Genomic DNA, 18,536 nt, shown 5'->3' on the forward strand with positions numbered 1-18,536 from the left:
GGAAGCAGCGCAAGACAACGGTGAAGCACGACAAGCGCCGATACAAACGCCGCAACCGGATCGAGATCATGTTTGGCAGGCTCAAGGATTGGCGCCGCGTGGCAACCCGGTGCGACAGGTACCCGAAGGTCTTCCTCTCAGCAATCGCCCTCGCAGCTCTCGTCATCTATTGGCTATGAGTCCTGACCCTAGCGCCTGCGTGGCGAGCGCCACATTCCGGACATTCGCTGCGGTCGCTAAATTCGTGCTGTGAGTGAGAGGTTACCTCACGGAAGGTCGGGCAGCCGCCATTCGCCGCACCAGCGTCGAATGACGGCTTTGGTGCGACGTTAGTTTTAGACCGAGGGCACCAAGTTGGCGCGGCACACATGCTTCCCTACCGTCAATCCGTTTACCTTTTCGACGATGGCATCGGCGTCAATGCCGTGATGGCGGTAGAGGTCACCGATCGTGCCGGTTTGACCGAAATGTTCGACACCCATCGGGATGGTCTGATGGCCAGCAACAGAGCCAAGCCAGGACAGCGTCGCCGGGTGACCATCGATGACCGTGATGACTTTGCAGTGGGGCGGAAGGTCCCCCATCAGGGTCTCGATGTGGGACTGCGCGGACTTATTCCCGCGAGACCGGGCACGTTGGGCTGCGGTCCAGCCTGCGTTGAGTCGATCGGCTGAGGTCACGGCCAGCACTCCGACGTCCTTGCGCCCCTCTCCGATCATCCCGGCCGCCTTGATCGCCTCGGGGGCGACGGCGCCTTGATAGGCGATCACGATCTCGCAGTTTGGTCCGGGTTCGCGCAACCAATAGGCCCCGTCGATGGCCCCTTGTTTGAACGCGTCGTCATGGCGCTTGCCGGGTTGCTCGATCGGGTTGGTGGTCAGGCGCAGATACACCGAGCCTCCTGTTTCGTCTCGTAACCATGTGCGCTCACAGGGATCGCCCTCTCCATCGCGCTGAAGATAGTCGAAGGCCCATTTCATGATCACCGCAAGCTCATCTGCATAGGCAGGCTCGAACGAGGCAAGCCCGTCCTGGCTCATCCCGATCAGAGGCGAGCCGACCGATTGGTGCGCTCCGCCTTCCGGGGCCAGCGTGACGCCAGAGGGGGTGCCCACCAAGATGAACCGGGCATCTTGGTAGCAAGCGTAGTTCAGCGCATCGAGGCCGCGCGCCACGAAGGGATCATAGACGGTGCCGATGGGGATTAGCCGCTTACCGAAGATCGAATGTGACAGGCCTGCGGCGCCCAGAAGCAGCATCAGATTCATCTCGGCGATACCCAACTCGATATGCTGTCCTTCCGGCGTGAATTCCCATTTGGCGGTCGACGGGATGCGATGTTCGATAAAAGCATCTGCCTGTTCGGACCGGGCGAAAAGCTTGCGCCGGTTCACCCAAGGTCCAAGGTTGGTGGTCCCCGTTACATCCGGGGACGTGGTGACGATCCGGGCAGCCAAATCACTGTTCCCCTTCGAGAGTTCGTCGAGGATCTTGCCAAAGGCCATCTGGGTCGAGGTCTCACGGGAGGTATCAATTTCGATGGCGGGCACGGCAAGCTTGTCATCGTGATACCGCCGGATGCCTTTGGCAAAAAAGGGAACCTTGGTCAGGAAGTCACGCAGTGCGGAGGGGTTTTCGACCGTGGCCAGAGGCTCCCACTCGTCACCCGTCGCTACACCCATGTGCTTTTGCCAGGCGGCGAACTGCGTGTTGTTCATCAGCCCCCCGTGATTGTCCTTGTGGCCAGCAATGGGCGTACCCCAGCCTTTCACCGTATAGGCTAGGAAGCAGGTGGGGCGGTCGTGATCGATGGCATCAAAGGTTTCCGCCATGGTCTGGACGCAGTTACCGCCGAGGTTTTCCATCAGGGCAGCCAGTTCGTCGTCGCTGTGCCTGTCGATCAGGGCAGAGACATCGCCCTGGTCTCCAAGATCATCCATTAACCGCTTGCGCCAGACTGCTCCGCCCATAAACGTCAGCGCCGAATATTCCTGGTTGGGACAGGCGTCGATCCAGTCGCGCAATTTGTCGCCGCCCGGCTCCTCAAAGGCCGCGCGCTGCAATGCCCCATGCTTCACCCGCACCACGTCCCATCCGAAGGCATCGAAAATCTTCTCGATCCGTGCAAACAGCCCCTCGCGCACGATCCCGTCCAGCGACTGCCGGTTGTAATCGATGATCCACCACGTGTTACGCAGGTCGTTCTTCCAGCCTTCCTGCAGGGCCTCATAGATGTTGCCCTCATCCAGTTCGGCATCGCCCACCAACGCAACCATGCGCCCCATCGGGGCATCGCTTCCCCAGCTCTTGGCATTGATGTAATCTTGGATGATCGAGGCGAAAGAGGTGATCGCAACGCCCAGTCCGACCGAGCCGGTCGAGAAGTCCACATCGTCTGTATCCTTGGTCCGACTGGGATAGGACTGCACCCCGCCAAAGCCCCGGAAGTTCTCCATCTTCTCGCGTGTCTGGTTGCCCATCAGGTATTGCATTGCGTGAAATACCGGTGATGCATGAGGCTTGACGGCCACGCGGTCCTCAGGCTTCAGCGCCGAGAAGTAGAGCGCCGTCATTATCGACACCATCGAGGCCGACGAAGCCTGGTGCCCACCGACCTTGATACTGTCCACCTTTGGGCGCACGTGATTGGCGTGGTGGATCATCCAATGTGAAAGCCACAAAAGGCGTTGCTCGATGGTCTTCAGGTGGGTGATGTCCGTGGGCATGAGGCTCTCCTTATTCGGCGGCGTGATGCAGGGGGCGAGGCAAGGCTTGATCCAGGTCGGCAATAATATCCGCGACATCCTCCAACCCGACTGACAGGCGGATCAGCCCGTCACTGATACCGTGTTCGGCGCGCTCTTCGGGCGTATAGGTCGAATGGGTCATCGAGGCCGGATGCTGGATCAGCGTTTCGGCATCGCCCAGAGAAACGGCCCGCTGTATCATATTGAGATTGTTCATGAACTCAACGCCAGCCGCCATGCCGCCGTCGACTTCGAAGGCAATCATCGCACCGGGTTTGAACATTTGGCGCGTGGCAAGTGCATGTTGAGCAAAGCTTTCCAACCCGGGGAAATGCACGGCCCGCACCGACGGGTGATTTTGAAGGTAGTCGGCAACGACCTGGGCCGAAACGCAATGGCGCTCCATCCGCAGCGACAGGGTTTTCAACCCCCGCAGGATTAGCATTGCGTTGAACGGTGCCATGACAGCGCCTGTCATGTCTTTCATTCCTATTAGTCGGATCTCGGCGATCTGTTCGGTTTTTCCAGCTACCAGCCCCGCGACCACGTCGCCATGTCCACCAAGGTATTTGGTGGCCGAATGCACAACGAGATCGGCACCCAGCTCAATCGGCCGTGTCAGAAAGGGGGTGGCGTAGGTGTTGTCGACGACCACCTGTGCCCCGGCCTCATGCGCGATCGCGGCGGTGGCAGCGATGTCAACAAGTCGCATATTCGGGTTGGCGGGGGTTTCGAAATAGATCGCTCGCGTCCGCTCCGAAATCGCCGCGCGCAGGTTTTCAGGGTTGGTCATATCCACATGGGTGATTTTCACTCCCCATTTTTCCAGCCCATGCCGCATGAAGGCGAAGGTGCAGCCATAAAGGGTTTTGTCCACGATCACCTCGTCCCCAGGGGACAACAAGGTCCACAGCACAGCGGTGATCGCCCCCATGCCTGATGAAAGCGCAAGCCCGGCCTCGGCTCCTTCAAGTGTTGCAATACGGCTTTCAAGCAGATCACAGGTCGGGTTCGAAATCCGGCTATAGATATGCCCCTGGCGTTCACCAGCGAACATCTCGCTCCCGGCCTCTGCGGTCTCGAACACGAAGGTCGATGTCAGGTGCAGGGGCGGCGTCAGTGCACCATCGTTCTGCTGGGGGTCATAGGCGTAGTGGATGGCTCGGGTGGCGAAGCCTTTGGGTGAGTTCATGGCAACCTCTCTCATAGTGTTTGAGGCAGGATACGATGTGTTGGCAGGCAAAAGATTGCAAGTTATGCTGCATTGGTTAATGAATTTGGCATTATCTGCCAATGAGTGAGGGAAATGGACGCTAAAGACCGACAGATCATCCGCGCCCTGCAGGCAAACGGGCGTATGACCAATCAGGATCTTGCGGCTGAAGTTAACCTGTCGCCTTCGCCCTGCCTTCGCCGATTGCGCAATCTCGAAGACAGCGGCACGCTCCGGGGTTACAGCGCCGAGGTGGACGCGAAGGCCTATGGTCTGCCGATCACGGTCTTTGTGCGTGTTCGGCTGGAACGGCACAACGAAGACGATGTCCGGCGCTTCGAGAGCCGCATTCATGCGATTGATGAAGTGCTTGAGTGCCATGTCTTGACCGGTGCTTCAGATTATCAGTTGCGTGTGGTGGTGCCTGGGCTGGATGCCTATGAGGATTTCATCCGCCATCGCATCCATCCCATCGGAGGCATTGCCTCGATCGATACCAGTTTCGTTTATTCTACCGTGAAGAAGACCAACGTGTTTCCGGCAATCGACTGACTGCCCCTGTACCGTCTGTATTCATTCAATGCAGTTGGCCCGGGGAAGTGAGCACAATCTATTCCGGTAGAAGGCACACCTTTTTTGATCGCGTCTACTTCGGGGCGCAGGTGGGTCGCATAACGGATCATCCGGTGCAACAGCCACCTTGGGCGATGCCAGACAGTGCTCAGGTTCTTTGCGCAGGTCCCCATGTTCGTCGTCTCCGCGGGCGATCGTTTTCGTTCATTCTTTGGCGGCGAAATCGAAGGCCTTTTTCCTTCAGCCTGCCGTCGAACTCCGCACCTGCATTTCAGAAGCCTTCCAGCACGATCTTGCCCTTGGCCTTGCCACTTTCCAGCAGTGCATGGGCGCGGGTCAAGTTGGCAGCATTGATTGTGCCGTAGGTCTCGGTTGCCGTGGACTTGACCTTGCCGATGTCAATCAGCTCGGCGACTTCGTTCAGAATGTCGCTTTGCCGCGCAATATCGCCCGTCTCGAACAACGACCGCGTGTACATGAACTCCCAATGGATCGAGACCGACTTCTGCTTGAATGGCTTGATGTCAAAATTCTCGGGATCGTCGATCAGGCCGAATCGACCCTGGGGGGCAATGAACTCGGCAACTTGCTGGACATAGTTTTCCGAGTAGTTGGTCGAAAAGACAAAGGCTGGCGCCCCAATGCCAAGGGCTTCGATCTGTTCGGGCAGCGGTTTGGAGTGGTCCACTACATAGTCGGCGCCCAAGCCTTTGACCCAGTCCCGCGTTTCAGGGCGCGAAGCTGTTGCGATGACGACCGTATCGGTCAGCGCCTTCAAAAGCTGAATGGCGATCGAGCCAACACCTCCGGCGCCACCGATGATGACAATGGCGTTGAGCGCGCCAGAATTTGGTCGGATGACGTCTAAACGGTCGAATAGCATTTCATAGGCTGTCAGCGTCGTCAGAGGCAGAGCCGCTGCCGACGCCGTATCGACAGAAACTGGTGCCTGCCCAACGATGCGTTCGTCAACAAGATGATATTCGGAATTCGTGCCTGGGCGATTGATCGCACCCGCATACCAAACCTTATCGCCCACATTGAAGCGGGTAACGTCCGCTCCAACGGCAACGACCTCGCCTGCAGCATCCCAACCCAGAATGCCGGGCGTGTCGCCTTCGGGAGCGTGGCGCTGCCGGATCTTGGTGTCCACCGGGTTGACAGAAACCGCCTGCACCTGGACCAGCAGGTCGTGGCCAGCGGCAACAGGGTCTGCAGCTTCGAAATCAATTAGCGCATCGGAGCGGTCTATCGGGCCAGCGCTGTTGTAACCTACGGCTTTCATATTCATTTCCTCTTGAGTGCGGCGTCGGAGTTTGCCGTTGTTTTTTGTTGGCGGAGGGCCTCGCCCGCAGCCTGAGCGGCCTTAGGCGATCACGCTCATTTCGTTCAGCGTGAATTTAGCAACGGCACCCTCTGTGGCTGCCATGTAGGCCGCCAGATGCGGTGCGCTCATGTGGATCTGCCACAGTTCACGGCTCTCCCAGTTTTCATAAAACATGAAATGCGCCGGGTTTTCGTTGTCCTGATGCAGATCGTAGTTGATGCAGCCATCTTCGGCGCGGGTGATATCAACCAGCTTTTCAAGCTCGGCCTTCACAAGATTGATCTGGTCCGGATTGGCTTTGATGTTGGCGACGATGGTCAGTTTCGACATTTAATATTCCTTTCGGTGCGTCGATTGCTTGAGCGGAATATACTGCTGTGATAAATCCGGATAAACGCGTAGATCGAAAAAATATAATCCGGAAATTTCGTATAATGCTGATCGACAATATCCGCTTGTTTTTGAAGATTGCCGAGAAGGGCAGCATGGTCGCAGCTGGCCGGGAAGTTGGGCTGTCGGCGACGACCGTGTCCGAGCGGCTTGCAGCACTCGAAAACCACTATGGAGTTGTTCTGTTCAATCGAACGACGCGTTCCCTCAGCCTGACTGATGAAGGGCGCACCCTCATCGAAGGCGCAAAGGCCGTATTGGCAGAAGTGGATGATCTGGACACACGCATTCGCTATGGCGCGGAGGCCATTTCGGGGCCCATCCGTGTCAGCGCACCCGTTGATCTTGGGCGAAGCATCATTTCCGAGGTTATCGCCCGTTTCACCGAGAAGCACCCGGCGGTTTCGGTCGAGTTGTCCTTGTCAGATGGATACGTGGATATGGTTGGTGAAGGGTTCGATCTGGCCCTCAGATTTGGAACAGTAACCGATAGCACTCTGCGCGCAAGAAGGTTGGGTGAGTACAGGCGCGTTGTGTGTGCAGGTCCGTCATACCTCGAAGCGCACGGTATTCCTCGGAAGCCGTCCGACCTAGCGGATCACAATTGCCTAGTTATGCGGTTTGGTAGAACCTTGGACAATGTTTGGCGTTTCGGGACTGGCAAGGCGTCACAAGTCGTGACGGTGCGTGGAAACAAGATCGTCAATGACGGCTCATTGGTGCGCCACTGGGCCTTGGCGGGGCATGGCATTATCCTGAAGTCGGAGCTTGATGTGGGCGCCGATCTGAAAGCAGGAAAGTTGATCGCCTTACTGGAAGATCATGCCTCGCCCGCGAACCCCTTGCAGATGATGTATCCCCCAGGCCGTGCACAGCCACGGCGTGTACAGGCACTTGCCGAAGAGCTGAGTAATGCCATGGCACGAGTTTCGGTTTAAGCCCTCTGGAACAGACCACAATTGCGATGTTTGCCGCAGTTACACCGAACCATCCCAGGGGCCGGTTGCTTGCCTTGCCTGTTATGGCGGTGCCTTTTCGAAATGTACTTGTCTCATGGCGCGCAAAAGCGTGAACTCAAACCTGCCGCAAATTCTGCGCATGTATCAAGGCGCCGCTCAGGTCAAAATGCTGAGGGAACATTGCGCGCAGAAATCGAAAAACAATTCTCATTGCTTCGTCGCGATCAAATGAATCCGGGTGGAGTAGGTAATCGGTCCACATGCCTTCCAACATGGCGAGTGTGCCGTGCGTAGCGTCCCTAGCAACTTGATTAGGGTGTTCGGTTCCGGCTTCTTTCGCTATTCGAACGAAAGCGTTGAAAACCAGATTACGAAGCTTAGCATCGCGGGTATCTGAAAACGCAGCGATTGCGGCTCTGTTTCGGGCTTCGCCGCGAAATGCGTACCAAATTGACACGTTCTTCTTGTTGAGGATGGCTTCACTTAAGTCTCCTCTAACAATCATCTCAATATGTTCCTGACCCGTTTGTCCGGTCGTTTCCAGCAAAGCGTTGATACCGTTGTAGTATTGCTCGGACGAATAGCGGGCGGCTTCGTCAACCAGGTTGTCCTTGCCGCCAAAATGAAGGTGAATCATGCCACGGGACAGCTCGGCGCGTTGAATGATTTCGCTGACTGAGGTCTCGGAAATCCCTTTTTCTGCAACCGAGTCGAGTACTGCCTCGATCAGGGAAAGGCGATTTCGTTCGCGTATTTCTTGGCGTCTTCCAGTCATAGGATTAGGCGGCTCTGTTTGTTTTCAGTCTCTTGCGGTGTCTTCTAGTGGCCAGTGTGAAATTGGCCATCTCCAGATGCGAATTTATCAGTTGACACAGCTAGTCCAAAAATTCCAGATTTAAATGGACGATTGTCCATTTTGTGATCGAAATTGTCGCGCCACCGAAAGTACAGTTAAGCAGGGAAGCATGGCCGGAGTACTACGAAGTGAAACGGGCAAGGGCCTGGCACTGAGCGCGCCTGCGACGCTCTACGTCGGCCTGCTTGTGGCTGTGCCTCTTTGCATTCTTGTCGCCTATAGCTTTTGGACCCAGACCTATGTCGAGATTGACCGCACGCTGACATGGGCGAATTACCAAGAGGCGTTCACTGACCCATTGGTCCGACACCTGATGATCCGTTCCGTTGCGATTGCGGGAGCGGTGACACTAGCGACGGTCTGTCTTGCCTATCCGATCGCCTATTTCATCGCATTTCGGACACAGAAGAAAACCCTCTGGCTATTGCTGATCACCATTCCCTTTTGGAGCAGCTACCTGCTGCGGGTGTTCAGCTGGAAATTGATCCTTGGCTTCAATGGGGTGATGAACTCAGCATTGATTTCGCTGGGGCTGATACAGGAGCCGCTTACATTCCTGCTCTACAATGAATTCGCCGTTGTCCTTACACTTGCACATGCCTGGGCGCCGTTTGCGATCCTGCCGATTTATGTGTCGCTGCAAAAGATCGACCGCAGCCTGTTAGAGGCGGCAACCGACCTTGGTTGCAGCAAGTTGGAACGGTTTGTGCGCGTAACTTTGCCCCTGACGGTGCCAGGGATCATCGCCGCTTGCTTGATTATCTTCATCCCCACGGTTGGCGACTATGTCACGCCAGCCCTGGTCGGCGGATCGCAGGGGAAAATGGTGGCCAATTTGATCCAGGTTCAGTTTGGCGCGGCCAATAATTGGCCATTGGGTGCAACCCTGTCTCTGCTTGCCATGCTTTCGGTCGGCTGCGTCGCAATCCTGTTTGTGGTGGTCGTCACCGCACTGGGGCGGAGGATCAGATGACCAAGGCGTTTCGTATCCCATGGTTGCTTGTTTACGCGATCGCCTATCTGGTGTTTCTGTACCTGCCAGTTCTGCTGTTGCCGCTGTTTTCATTCAATGACGGAACCATCGTGGCTTTCCCGCTAAAGGGGTTCACGTTGAAGTGGTACGCGCAGTTGGGTCAGCAAGACACGTTGCTGCAGGCGATGGTCAATTCGCTGATCGTCGGCAGCGTGACTGCCTTGATGGCGACGTCTCTGGGCCTGTTCGCCGCCCGCGCCTATGTCCGGTACCGTTTCAAGGGTCGGGAATTCTCCGAAGGTCTGGTCATGCTCCCGCTGGTCGTGCCCGGTATCATTGTCGCCAGTTCGATGCTGGTACTGTTCATCAGCGTCGGGCTGAAGCCATCGCTGACGACGGTGATCCTGGGCCATGTCTTTGTGGCTTTGCCCTTTGCCGTATCGATCATGAAATCCGCCTTTGACGATTTCGACCAGTCGTTGGAAGAGGCCGCCTTTGACCTCGGCGAAAGCGTTGTGGGAACATTTAGGCGTGTCACACTACCAATCGTTGCGCCGGGGATCATCGCCAGCCTTCTGGTCACGTTCACCGTGTCGTTTGACGAGTTTGTCCTGGCCTTCTTCCTGTCCGGGAACAGCCCGACATTGCCGGTCTATATCTGGAGCCAGATCCGCTTCCCGGCAAAATTGCCCAACACACTGGCGCTTGGGTCGTTGCTTTTGCTGTCTTCGGTCCTGCTGCTGTTGATTGCCGAATACTTCCGCCGCCGTTCCATCCAATCCTCCGATTGAAGCCAAAGGAAACGAGTAAGATGAGCGAACAGAACATCATCGAAATTCAGGGCGTCGAAAAACGCTTTGGTTCCTTTGTTGCTGTGTCTGATCTGAACCTGACCTTGAAAGAGGGTGAGTTCTTTTCGCTGCTTGGGCCTTCGGGCTGCGGTAAGACAACAGCGTTGCGCATTATTGCGGGTTTTCAAGATCACGAAGAAGGCGAGATCCGGATCGATGGTCGTACGATGGGAGAGGTGCCTGCCAACAAGCGTCCCACTAATATGGTGTTCCAAAGCTATGCGATCTTTCCGCATCTCAATGTCGGCGACAATGTTGGGTTCGGTTTGCGCAAGACAAAGCTATCGCGCAAGGAAATCAAGGAGCGCGTTGCCGAGGCGCTTGAGATGGTTGAGCTTGGCGGCTTGCAGGACCGTAAAGCCAATGAGCTGTCGGGAGGTCAGAGGCAACGTGTAGCGCTCGCCCGAGCGCTGGTCATGCGGCCTAAAGTGTTGTTGCTCGATGAGCCTCTATCCGCATTGGACAAAAATTTGCGCGAAGCGATGCAATTGGAAATGCGCCGTCTTCAGCAGAAGCTTGGAATTACTTTCGTCATGGTCACGCACGACCAGTACGAGGCGATGACCATGTCTGACCGCATCGGCGTCATGTTTGCGGGGCGGCTCAAGCAGGTGGATAAGCCAGAGGTCCTGTATTCCCAACCGTGTAACCGGGAAGTGGCGTCTTTCATCGGTGGAATGAACTTTCTGGATGCCGAGGTGACAACAGAGAGTTCTGAAGTGCTGGAAGTCAATGTTCAGGGCTTTGGGCAGATGAAAATCGGGGTGAACCCCAATGTTCAGGTGCATGACAAGGAACTTCTTGTCGGCGTTCGGCCTGAGCAATTGGAGATCAGCGCCGAAAAACCGGATGGTTACGACGCTCTTGTTCAGGGCGAGGTGTCGGACGTCGCCTTCTATGGTGAGAGCGTCCACTATTATGTGCGCGTCGATGGCCTGAAAGATAGCATCGCCGTCGCAGTGCCTAACTACTTTCACACAGTTGATCACAGCCGGGGCGATACCGTCTGGCTTGGCGTTCAAAGCGCCTCGGTGATCGACTTGGGCAAACGTGAATCTTTGGGAGGAGAGAAATGATTAAAACAGCATCACTTACAGCAGCAGTCGTTGCTACCTTTGCCGCCGGCCAGGCTCTGGCAGACGCGGCTGATCTGACTGTCTTCGACTGGTCCGGATATGAGGATCAGGGGTTTTACGGCGACTATGTCGAAAAGTACGGCGGGGCACCCAGCTATACTTATTTCGGCAGCGTGGAAGAGGCGTTTACCAAGCTTCAATCCGGGTTTGAGGCTGATCTGGCCCACCCCTGCACAGACGCCCTGAGAAAATGGGTGGCGGCAGACATGATCAAGCCGATCGACACCAGCAAGCTGGAGTACTGGGACAAGCTGATGCCCCAGATCAAAGAGGTCGATGGCATCACGATCGACGGGCAGACCTACATGGTGCCGTTCGAATGGGGCAACACTGGCCTTATCTATCGAACCGATATGATTTCGGCAGACGATGTTTCGCTACAACTGCTTGCGGATCCTGCTTATCAGGGCAAGGTCGCCGTTCCGGACGCTGCGTCCAGCGCGTTCGCTATGGCCGCATTGGCCACTGGTGCCTCCAGCTATACCGATATGAGCGACGAGGAATTCCAGAAAGCGGCGGACTACCTGCGGGCGATTCATCCAAATGTGCGCTTTTACTGGTCTGACGCTGGCCAGCTGGACCAGGCAATTGCCAGCGGCGAGGTGACACTGGGCTGGGGCTGGAACCAATCGGAACTGAACCTGATCTGGAACGAGACCCCGGCCGTCATGATGCGGGATGTGGACAAAGGCATCGCAACTTGGGTCTGCGGTTACGTGCATCTGAAATCCGCCAAACAATCGGATGAGCAGGTCTATGACATGCTGAACGCGCTCAGCTCCGCGGCAAGCGGCAAATACATCATTGAAAGCTGGGGATACGCCCACGCCAACGAAGAGGCATTTGCACAGGCAGATCCGGAGTTGATTGAAACTTACGGGTTCTCGGATGTGGACAGCTTCTTTGAGGGCAGCCTGTTTTTTGACGCTGTTAACCCTGAGCTGGAAGCTAAAATGTTGAAGGAGTTTGAGCGCATCAAGGCTGGCTTCTAGGCGCACCTGAACAACACAGCCGGGTGTGGAGGGACTAAGAAACCCCTCCGTTCCCACGAAACTATTTCCGATATTTTTGGAGGAAGCGCGGCAATGTCAGGCGCTGACGGATACTCTGTTCTCTTCGAACCGGTTCAGATCGGGCCAGTGACGGCTCGAAACCGGTTCTATCAGGTGCCCCACTGCAACGGATTGGGGCATTTGCGACCTCAAGCCGAAGCCGCCATGCGGGCGATGAAGGCCGAGGGCGGTTGGGCCGTGGTGTCTACCCAGGAGGCCGAGATTCATCCAACTTCGGACCTGTCTCCCTATTCGGAGAACCGGATTTGGGACGATCGGGATATTCCTGCACTGCGTCTGATAACCAACTCAGTTCATGAAAAAGGGTCGCTGGCTGCAATCCAGCTGGCGCATAACGGCCACCATGCGCAGAACCACCTGAGCCGCGCCCCGTTGTTGGCCCCGTCGGAACTCGCCCTGCAAACCGCGTATCCCAAACAGGCTCGGGCAATGGACAAGTCGGACATTCGTGAGTTCCGAAAATGGCACCGTGCGGCGGCCCGGCGCTCGCGCGAAGCGGGCTTCAATATTGTTTATGTCTATGCCGGCCATCACATGACTTTGCCGCATCATTTTCTGCTGCCGCAGTTCAATGACCGTACAGATGAATACGGCGGCTCGTTAGAGAACCGGGTGCGCCTGACTCGTGAGCTTCTGGAGGAAACCAAAGGAGAGGTCGGGGATGATTGTGCCATCGCCCTTCGGTTTGCGGTCGATGAAATGCTCGGGTCAGACGGGATGCAGGCGCAGGAAGAAGGTCGTGCTGTAGTCGAATTGCTGGCCGAGCTTCCGGACCTTTGGGATGTAAACGTGGCGGATTGGAGCAACGACTCTGCAACGACCCGCTTTGAGCCACAAGACGGCTTTCAAACCTCATATATCGAATTCGTCAAACAGGTGACTTCCAAGCCAGTCGTGGGCGTCGGGCGCCTGACTTCTCCGGATTTGATGGTGTCACTGGTCAAGCAAGGCATTCTTGATTTTATAGGCGCGGCGCGACCATCCATTGCTGATCCATTTCTTCCGAACAAAATCAAGGAAGGTCGCATCGAAGAAATCCGCGAATGCATCGGCTGCAATATCTGTGTTTCATCCGATACGTTGGGCGTTCCAATCCGCTGTACCCAAAACCCGACGATGGGCGAAGAGTGGCGGAGGAAATGGCATCCTGAGATCATAGAAAGCCGCGCGAATGAAGAAGCCGCGCTTGTTGTCGGCAGTGGACCAGCCGGACTTGAATGCGCCATGCAATTGGCGCGTCGTGGCTATGAGGTGACGTTGGCCGAAGCCAAGCAAGAGCTTGGTGGACGTGTGTTGCAGGAATCCAGCCTGACCGGTCTATCCGCCTGGAGGCGTGTGACAGATCACAGGATTTATGACCTTCAGCAACGAGGGAATGTCCAACTGTTCACCGACAGCCATTTGTCAACAAGCGAGGTGGTCGAGTTGGGCATTCCAAATGTCTTTCTGGCCACCGGCACGACATGGCGGCGAGATGGTCGCGGAAAATCCGCGTTTCAGGGCGTTTCGATAGATCCAAGCTCTCAAGTATTGACTCCGGACAACATTATGTCGGGCACAATGCCTGGGGACGGTCCGATCATGGTCTACGATGATGACCAAGCTTATCTCGGAGGAGTTTTGGCGGATCATTTGGCTCAGTCCGGTCGAGAGGTCGTCTTTGTGACGCCGGCCTCAATGGTTTCGCCGTTTACCGAATTGACGTTGGAGCAGACCAAAGTGCAACGAAGTCTGTTGGAAAAAGGCGTTCATCTGAACCTGTCGCAGACCTTGGTCAATATCGCGTCCGGTCAGGCGACCTTGCAGTGCGTCTACACGGGACGAGAGAATTTCATTGAATGCGGCTCCGTCGTGCTGGTGACGCAGCGAATGCGAGAAACCACCCTTTACGACGAGCTTTGCGGTTTGACTGCAAGTCCGCTGAATACGTTGGAATTGATCGGAGATGCCGCAAACCCAGGCTTGATCGCGGACGCTGTATATGCGGGCCACATGGCTGCCCGAAATTTCGAACGTAACGCGGAAGACATCGACCGTGAATTCTTCCGCCGGGAAGTCGTTTCCCTTGAATCTGTATGAGGTGCGCTATGCCAAAAGATGACTTGCAAGTAATGCGCGATTTGATGGAAGCACAGCGGAAAGGGTTCGCCTTGCCGCGTCACTTCTATACGTCTCAGGCGGTTTACGAAAACGATATCAGCACGTTCTGGAACCGCAACTGGATCTGGGTCGGCCATGTCAGCCAGATCGCTGAACCCGGTGACTATTTCTTGTTCGACTATGGGACCGAGTCCATCATTGTTGTTCGGGATCGTGAGGGCGAGGTGCGAGCGCATCTGAACGTATGCCGCCACCGTGGATCGCGGGTTTGCATTGAACAGAAAGGCAAGGCGCGCAACTTCATATGCCCTTATCATGCATGGACTTTTGACCTGAACGGCAAGCTACGAAACGGGCGATCGATGGGGCAGGACTTTGATCCAGGCCAGTACGGGTTGTTCCCGGTGCAGGTGAAGATTTTTCAGGGTCTGATATTTGTCTGCGCCGCAGAAGATGCTCCGCCGCTGGATGCTGCCTTGGAAAGGCTGGGCCCACTTTCAAAGCCTTTCGATTTTGAAAACCTGAAGGTCGCGCATGAGGCGTCATACCCGGTTCCAGCGAACTGGAAGCTGGCCCTTGAGAATTACTTGGAATGCTATCACTGCGCGCCGTCCCATCAGGATTATTCGCGCAGCCATTCCCTGAAAGACCCCGCCCAGGTTCTGGAGTTTAGCGGGGCACTTCATGAGCGGATGGAAGAGGTTGGAGTACCTGCTGAGGAGCTGGACCTGACCGGAGAAAATGCGGTCGCGCCAGGTGCGGATGTCTATTGGCGGCGTTACCCGCTGTTCCCGGGGTATCTGACAGGCAGCAAGGATGGTGCGCCACTTGCGCCACCTTTGGGTGAGCTAAAGGGCCATGACGGTGGCGCTACTGATCTGGGGATCGGGACGCTGAACTACTTCCTCGTCTACGCAGATCATGTGGTTGGGTATCGGTTCGTGCCGCGTGCCCTACAGGACACGGATATTCAGATCGTCTGGTACGTGCGCGGCGACGCCAGAGAGGGTCGAGACTACGATAAGGACGCCCTGACATGGCTCTGGCATGTCACGTCGCTCGATGATGAGCGGATCATCCGTCACAATCAGGAAGGCGTGAATTCCCACCATTTCGTCCCTGGACCGCTGTCCGAGATGGAATGGAGTATTCCAGGCTTCTATCGCAACTACTTCAGCATGATCTGACACGCTCAGTATTCGGAGATTAAACATGACAGAATTTACGCAGCGCAGATCAAGGCGGCGCGGGGGCGGGCGTGAAGCACGTGCAGCAGTACGAACCAGCAACGCCGCCTCGCAGGCAATCTGGCCCGGTATCCCGGGTGGTCGGTATAAGCCACTGTCAGACGCCGATATGGTGCGCATTCACGAAGCCGCGCTCAACATTCTGGAACGGACTGGGGTAGGGGACCCCACGCAAGAAGTTCTTGATCTCGTGTTGCCCAAGGGGGCGACGGTGAACGAGCACGGCAGGCTGTGCTTTCCTCGGGCGTTAATGGAAGATCTGTTGGCCAAGGCGGCCAGCGAATTCTATGTCCACGCACGCGGTTCACGAGCCGGCAAGGACGACATGCATTGCACCAAGGACAAAGTGTACTACGCAAATTCCGGTACGGCAGTGACCACGTTCGACGCGCAAACGCGCAGTTACCGACCGTCAACACTAAAAGACATCTACGATTTCACACGTCTGGTAGACCGGCTCGACAACATTCACATGACCGGCGACACGGTTCTGGCAACGGATGTCCCGCAGGATTACGAGCATGACATGAGCATGCTCTACGCCATTCTGGCGGGTAGCGAGAAACCATCCTGTCTGACGTTCCGCACGCGCGAGCACATTAAAGACGCGATCCATCTGTTCGATTTGGCGTCGGGCGGTGAGGGTAAATTCCTCGAGAAACCCTCGGTCATCTTCGGTGGCTGCCCTGTCGTTTCACCGCTCCGTTTCGGGCGAGAAAATCTGGAAATCCTGATTGATACAGCGAGGATGGGCCTTGTCTGCGATCTGGCTGTTCCGCCGCAAGCCGGGGCTACCTCTCCTGCGCCGTTGGCCGGTACGTTGGCGCAGGCGGTGGCCGAGACCCTGTCATGTGTCGCCATTGCCAATTTGATCAATCCGGGAACCCCGGTGGTCTTTGCGGCTTGGCCATTTATCACCGACCTGCGTACCGGCTCGTTCACGGGCGGCAGCGGCGAACAGGCGTTGATTTCGGCTGCGGCCATCCAGATGGGCAATTTCTACAATCTGCCGACCAGCGTCGGATGTGGTATGACGGATTCCAAGATACCCGACGCGCAATATGGTTTGGAAAAGGCGCTGACCTTTGCGTTGGCGGCCCATGCCGGAGCTAACCGGCTCTGCGAGTTTGGTGGAATGCTTGGCAGCCTGATGGGCTGTAGCTTTGAGTCAATGGTCATCGACAACGAGGCTGCGGGCATGATCTCGCGAACGCTCCGGGGTATTGAGGTGAGCGACGACACGCTTTCGGTCGACGTCATCCATGAATGTGCTATCGACCCCGGACATTTCCTCGGGAATCCTCAAACCTTGCAGTACATGGAAACCGAGTATGTCTACCCGACACTGATGGACCGAGAGTTGACCGACACCTGGGAGAAAGCCGGTCGTCAGGACATGTTCGAACGGAGCCGATCCGTTGTGGATGACATTCTGTCCAATCACTACCCGAACTACTTTGGCAGCAAGGTGGACGAAGAGGTTCGGTCCAGATTCCCGATCAAATTGCCCCCCGAGGCAATGCGCGCTGGGTAAGCGCCGCGGAGCGTAGGGCAGGCTTCGTAACGTAAAAAGTTGCGAAGCCGCGCCGAGGTTGTACCTAAGATCTAAACGCGCCCTGGCGCGCAAGGTCGTCGGTCGCCAGCCGGATGCCTTTTTCAAGGATGTCAAACATCTGGTTCAACTCACCTTCCGTGATAATCAGAGGCGGCGAAAACACGCACATATTGATGATGGGCCGCAGGATCAGCCCGTTCTCCTGACAATGCAGGTCAATCAATGCGCCAACGGATTTATCCAGGTCCAATAGGTTCTCAGCCTCGGCGTCCGCAACGCACTCAACGCAGCCAACGAGGCCCATGCCTCGGGCATCGCCGACCAGCGGCAAGTCTGCCAGAGCCTGAAGACGCTCTTCGAACAAGGGCGTGATCGCGCGGACATGTTCCAGAATGCCGTCGCGCTCCATGATTTCGATTGTTTTCAAACCTGCCGCTGCGCTCACAGGATGGCCTGAATACGTGAAGCCGTTTGAAAAAGTAGCGTTCCGCCCGTTGTTTCCGCTCACATCTGCAATCAGTCGATCAGAGATGATACAGGCCCCCATAGGTATATACCCGGACGTCATGCCTTTGGCGCAAGTGATTATGTCAGGCTGAATTCCAAAGACGTCTTCGGACGCAAACCAATGTCCTAGCCGCCCAAATCCGGTTACGACCTCGTCTGAAATATACAGGACATCGTATTTCCGGCAGATTTCCAAACAGCGTTGATGATAACCCTGCGGAGGCACAATGACACCACCTGAGCACAGTATAGGTTCAGCGATGAAGGCAGCGACCTTGTCTGCTCCGGTCTGCAGGATCATGTTTTCCAGATCCGCTATTTTTTCGTCCAGAAAGTCGTCGACAGTCTGATCGCAGCGACGCGTATGCGGATTCACATTCGGCAGGAAACGCGTCAGGTGACTTGCCTGATCCAACCACCCCTTGTCACGTTCCTTTCCAGATACCGAGGCGGCCAGGTACGTCGATCCGTGATAGGCCTTCTGCCGCGAGATCACGATCTTCTTTTCGGGATTCCCCAGCAGGTTGTTTCGGAATTGGACGAAGCGAAGCGCGCTGTCCACCGCTGTCGACCCACCGGTTGTAAAAAACACATGGTTCAGGTCACCCGGGGTTCTCTTGGCAATCTCATGTGCCAACCGGGCCGGGGCCGAGTTGGCATTATTGAAGGGCGAAAAATACGCCATTTCTTTCGCCTGCCGGGCCATTGCGTCGGCAATCTCGGTGTTTCCATAGCCCAGTTGAACGCACCACATGCCGGCAGGCCCGTCTATCAGGCGCTTTCCGTCCTCTGTCACGACGTGGATACCAAGACCGCTTTCGGCAAAGGTTCGGTCATTTTGACCCAGATATGCCATGCCCTCCCACGGGTGCAGAAAGTTCTCGTTGTCCCAATTGCGTATGGATTGAAAGTCGGAGTTCGAAAGGGTCATAGGGCACCGTGATGTAACACATATCACAAAATGAACAATCATTCATTCAAAGTCAATCCTTGAACCCCCGCTCTTTAAAATGCGAGAAGATCAAGATA

General features: G+C 56.1%; 16 protein-coding genes. 10 read left to right on the forward strand and 6 right to left on the reverse strand.

Going from position 1 to position 18,536, the window contains the following annotated elements; translation table 11 throughout:
* A partial coding sequence (locus tag ACR0AA_RS11435; protein WP_480756172.1) for a transposase occupies positions 1–179 on the forward strand: 179 nt, incomplete at its 5' end.
* 156 nt (positions 180–335) lie between these two features.
* On the opposite strand, the gene ACR0AA_RS11440 is transcribed toward ACR0AA_RS11435, so the two are convergent.
* Both ACR0AA_RS11440 and ACR0AA_RS11445 read right to left on the reverse strand, forming a co-directional pair.
* The gene (locus ACR0AA_RS11440; RefSeq protein ID WP_480756102.1) at positions 336–2,726 is read right to left on the reverse strand and encodes a 1-deoxy-D-xylulose-5-phosphate synthase N-terminal domain-containing protein; all 2,391 of its coding nucleotides are present in this window, start codon (positions 2,724–2,726) and stop codon (positions 336–338) included.
* Between the two features lie 10 nt (positions 2,727–2,736).
* Positions 2,737–3,939: a methionine gamma-lyase gene (locus ACR0AA_RS11445; protein ID WP_480756103.1), complete on the reverse strand. Its 1,203-nt coding sequence runs from the start codon at positions 3,937–3,939 to the stop codon at positions 2,737–2,739.
* A 114-nt stretch (positions 3,940–4,053) separates the two neighbouring features.
* Here ACR0AA_RS11445 and ACR0AA_RS11450 point away from each other — a divergent pair, with 114 nt between their 5' ends.
* Positions 4,054–4,512, forward strand: a complete 459-nt coding sequence (locus ACR0AA_RS11450) for an Lrp/AsnC ligand binding domain-containing protein (protein WP_170758992.1) — start codon at positions 4,054–4,056, stop codon at positions 4,510–4,512.
* A 292-nt stretch (positions 4,513–4,804) separates the two neighbouring features.
* On the opposite strand, the gene ACR0AA_RS11455 is transcribed toward ACR0AA_RS11450, so the two are convergent.
* Both ACR0AA_RS11455 and ACR0AA_RS11460 read right to left on the reverse strand, forming a co-directional pair.
* The gene (locus ACR0AA_RS11455; protein WP_480664853.1) at positions 4,805–5,818 is read right to left on the reverse strand and encodes a zinc-binding alcohol dehydrogenase family protein; all 1,014 of its coding nucleotides are present in this window, start codon (positions 5,816–5,818) and stop codon (positions 4,805–4,807) included.
* Between the two features lie 81 nt (positions 5,819–5,899).
* Positions 5,900–6,190, reverse strand: a complete 291-nt coding sequence (locus ACR0AA_RS11460) for a putative quinol monooxygenase (protein ID WP_480664854.1) — start codon at positions 6,188–6,190, stop codon at positions 5,900–5,902.
* A gap of 104 nt (positions 6,191–6,294) precedes the next feature.
* Here ACR0AA_RS11460 and ACR0AA_RS11465 point away from each other — a divergent pair, with 104 nt between their 5' ends.
* Positions 6,295–7,188: a LysR family transcriptional regulator gene (locus ACR0AA_RS11465; protein WP_480664855.1), complete on the forward strand. Its 894-nt coding sequence runs from the start codon at positions 6,295–6,297 to the stop codon at positions 7,186–7,188.
* Positions 7,189–7,324: 136 nt separating this feature from the next.
* On the opposite strand, the gene ACR0AA_RS11470 is transcribed toward ACR0AA_RS11465, so the two are convergent.
* A complete protein-coding gene (locus ACR0AA_RS11470; RefSeq protein WP_480664856.1) occupies positions 7,325–7,984 on the reverse strand; it encodes a TetR family transcriptional regulator C-terminal domain-containing protein in 660 nt (219 codons plus the stop codon).
* A gap of 190 nt (positions 7,985–8,174) precedes the next feature.
* On the opposite strand from ACR0AA_RS11470, the gene ACR0AA_RS11475 reads away from it, so the two are divergent.
* From ACR0AA_RS11475 to ACR0AA_RS11505, 7 genes are all read left to right on the forward strand, one after another.
* Positions 8,175–9,038 carry an ABC transporter permease gene (locus ACR0AA_RS11475; RefSeq protein WP_480664857.1) on the forward strand — a complete coding sequence of 288 codons (864 nt, stop codon included), beginning with the start codon at positions 8,175–8,177 and terminating at the stop codon, positions 9,036–9,038.
* Entirely contained in the window at positions 9,035–9,829 is a 795-nt protein-coding gene (locus tag ACR0AA_RS11480) for an ABC transporter permease (protein WP_480664858.1), read from the forward strand. Before ACR0AA_RS11475 ends, ACR0AA_RS11480 begins: the two co-directional genes overlap by 4 nt.
* A 20-nt stretch (positions 9,830–9,849) precedes the next feature.
* Positions 9,850–10,965, forward strand: a complete 1,116-nt coding sequence (locus ACR0AA_RS11485) for an ABC transporter ATP-binding protein (RefSeq protein WP_480756104.1) — start codon at positions 9,850–9,852, stop codon at positions 10,963–10,965.
* Entirely contained in the window at positions 10,962–12,017 is a 1,056-nt protein-coding gene (locus ACR0AA_RS11490) for an extracellular solute-binding protein (protein WP_480664860.1), read from the forward strand. Before ACR0AA_RS11485 ends, ACR0AA_RS11490 begins: the two co-directional genes overlap by 4 nt.
* A 93-nt stretch (positions 12,018–12,110) precedes the next feature.
* Complete coding sequence (locus ACR0AA_RS11495; RefSeq protein ID WP_480756105.1) at positions 12,111–14,177, forward strand: oxidoreductase; 2,067 nt, start codon at positions 12,111–12,113, stop codon at positions 14,175–14,177.
* Positions 14,178–14,185: 8 nt separating this feature from the next.
* Complete coding sequence (locus ACR0AA_RS11500) at positions 14,186–15,385, forward strand: aromatic ring-hydroxylating oxygenase subunit alpha (protein ID WP_480664862.1); 1,200 nt, start codon at positions 14,186–14,188, stop codon at positions 15,383–15,385.
* 25 nt (positions 15,386–15,410) lie between these two features.
* On the forward strand, positions 15,411–16,979 hold the full coding sequence (locus tag ACR0AA_RS11505) for a trimethylamine methyltransferase family protein (RefSeq protein WP_480664863.1): 1,569 nt from the start codon (positions 15,411–15,413) through the stop codon (positions 16,977–16,979).
* A 64-nt stretch (positions 16,980–17,043) separates the two neighbouring features.
* Here ACR0AA_RS11505 and ACR0AA_RS11510 read toward each other — a convergent pair whose 3' ends face one another.
* Positions 17,044–18,438 (reverse strand): aminotransferase, encoded by a 1,395-nt coding sequence (locus ACR0AA_RS11510; protein ID WP_480664864.1) that lies wholly within the window; start codon positions 18,436–18,438, stop codon positions 17,044–17,046.
* Positions 18,439–18,536: the final 98 nt, after the last annotated feature.

It is taken from the genome of Ruegeria sp. CE8 (assembly GCF_056537465.1).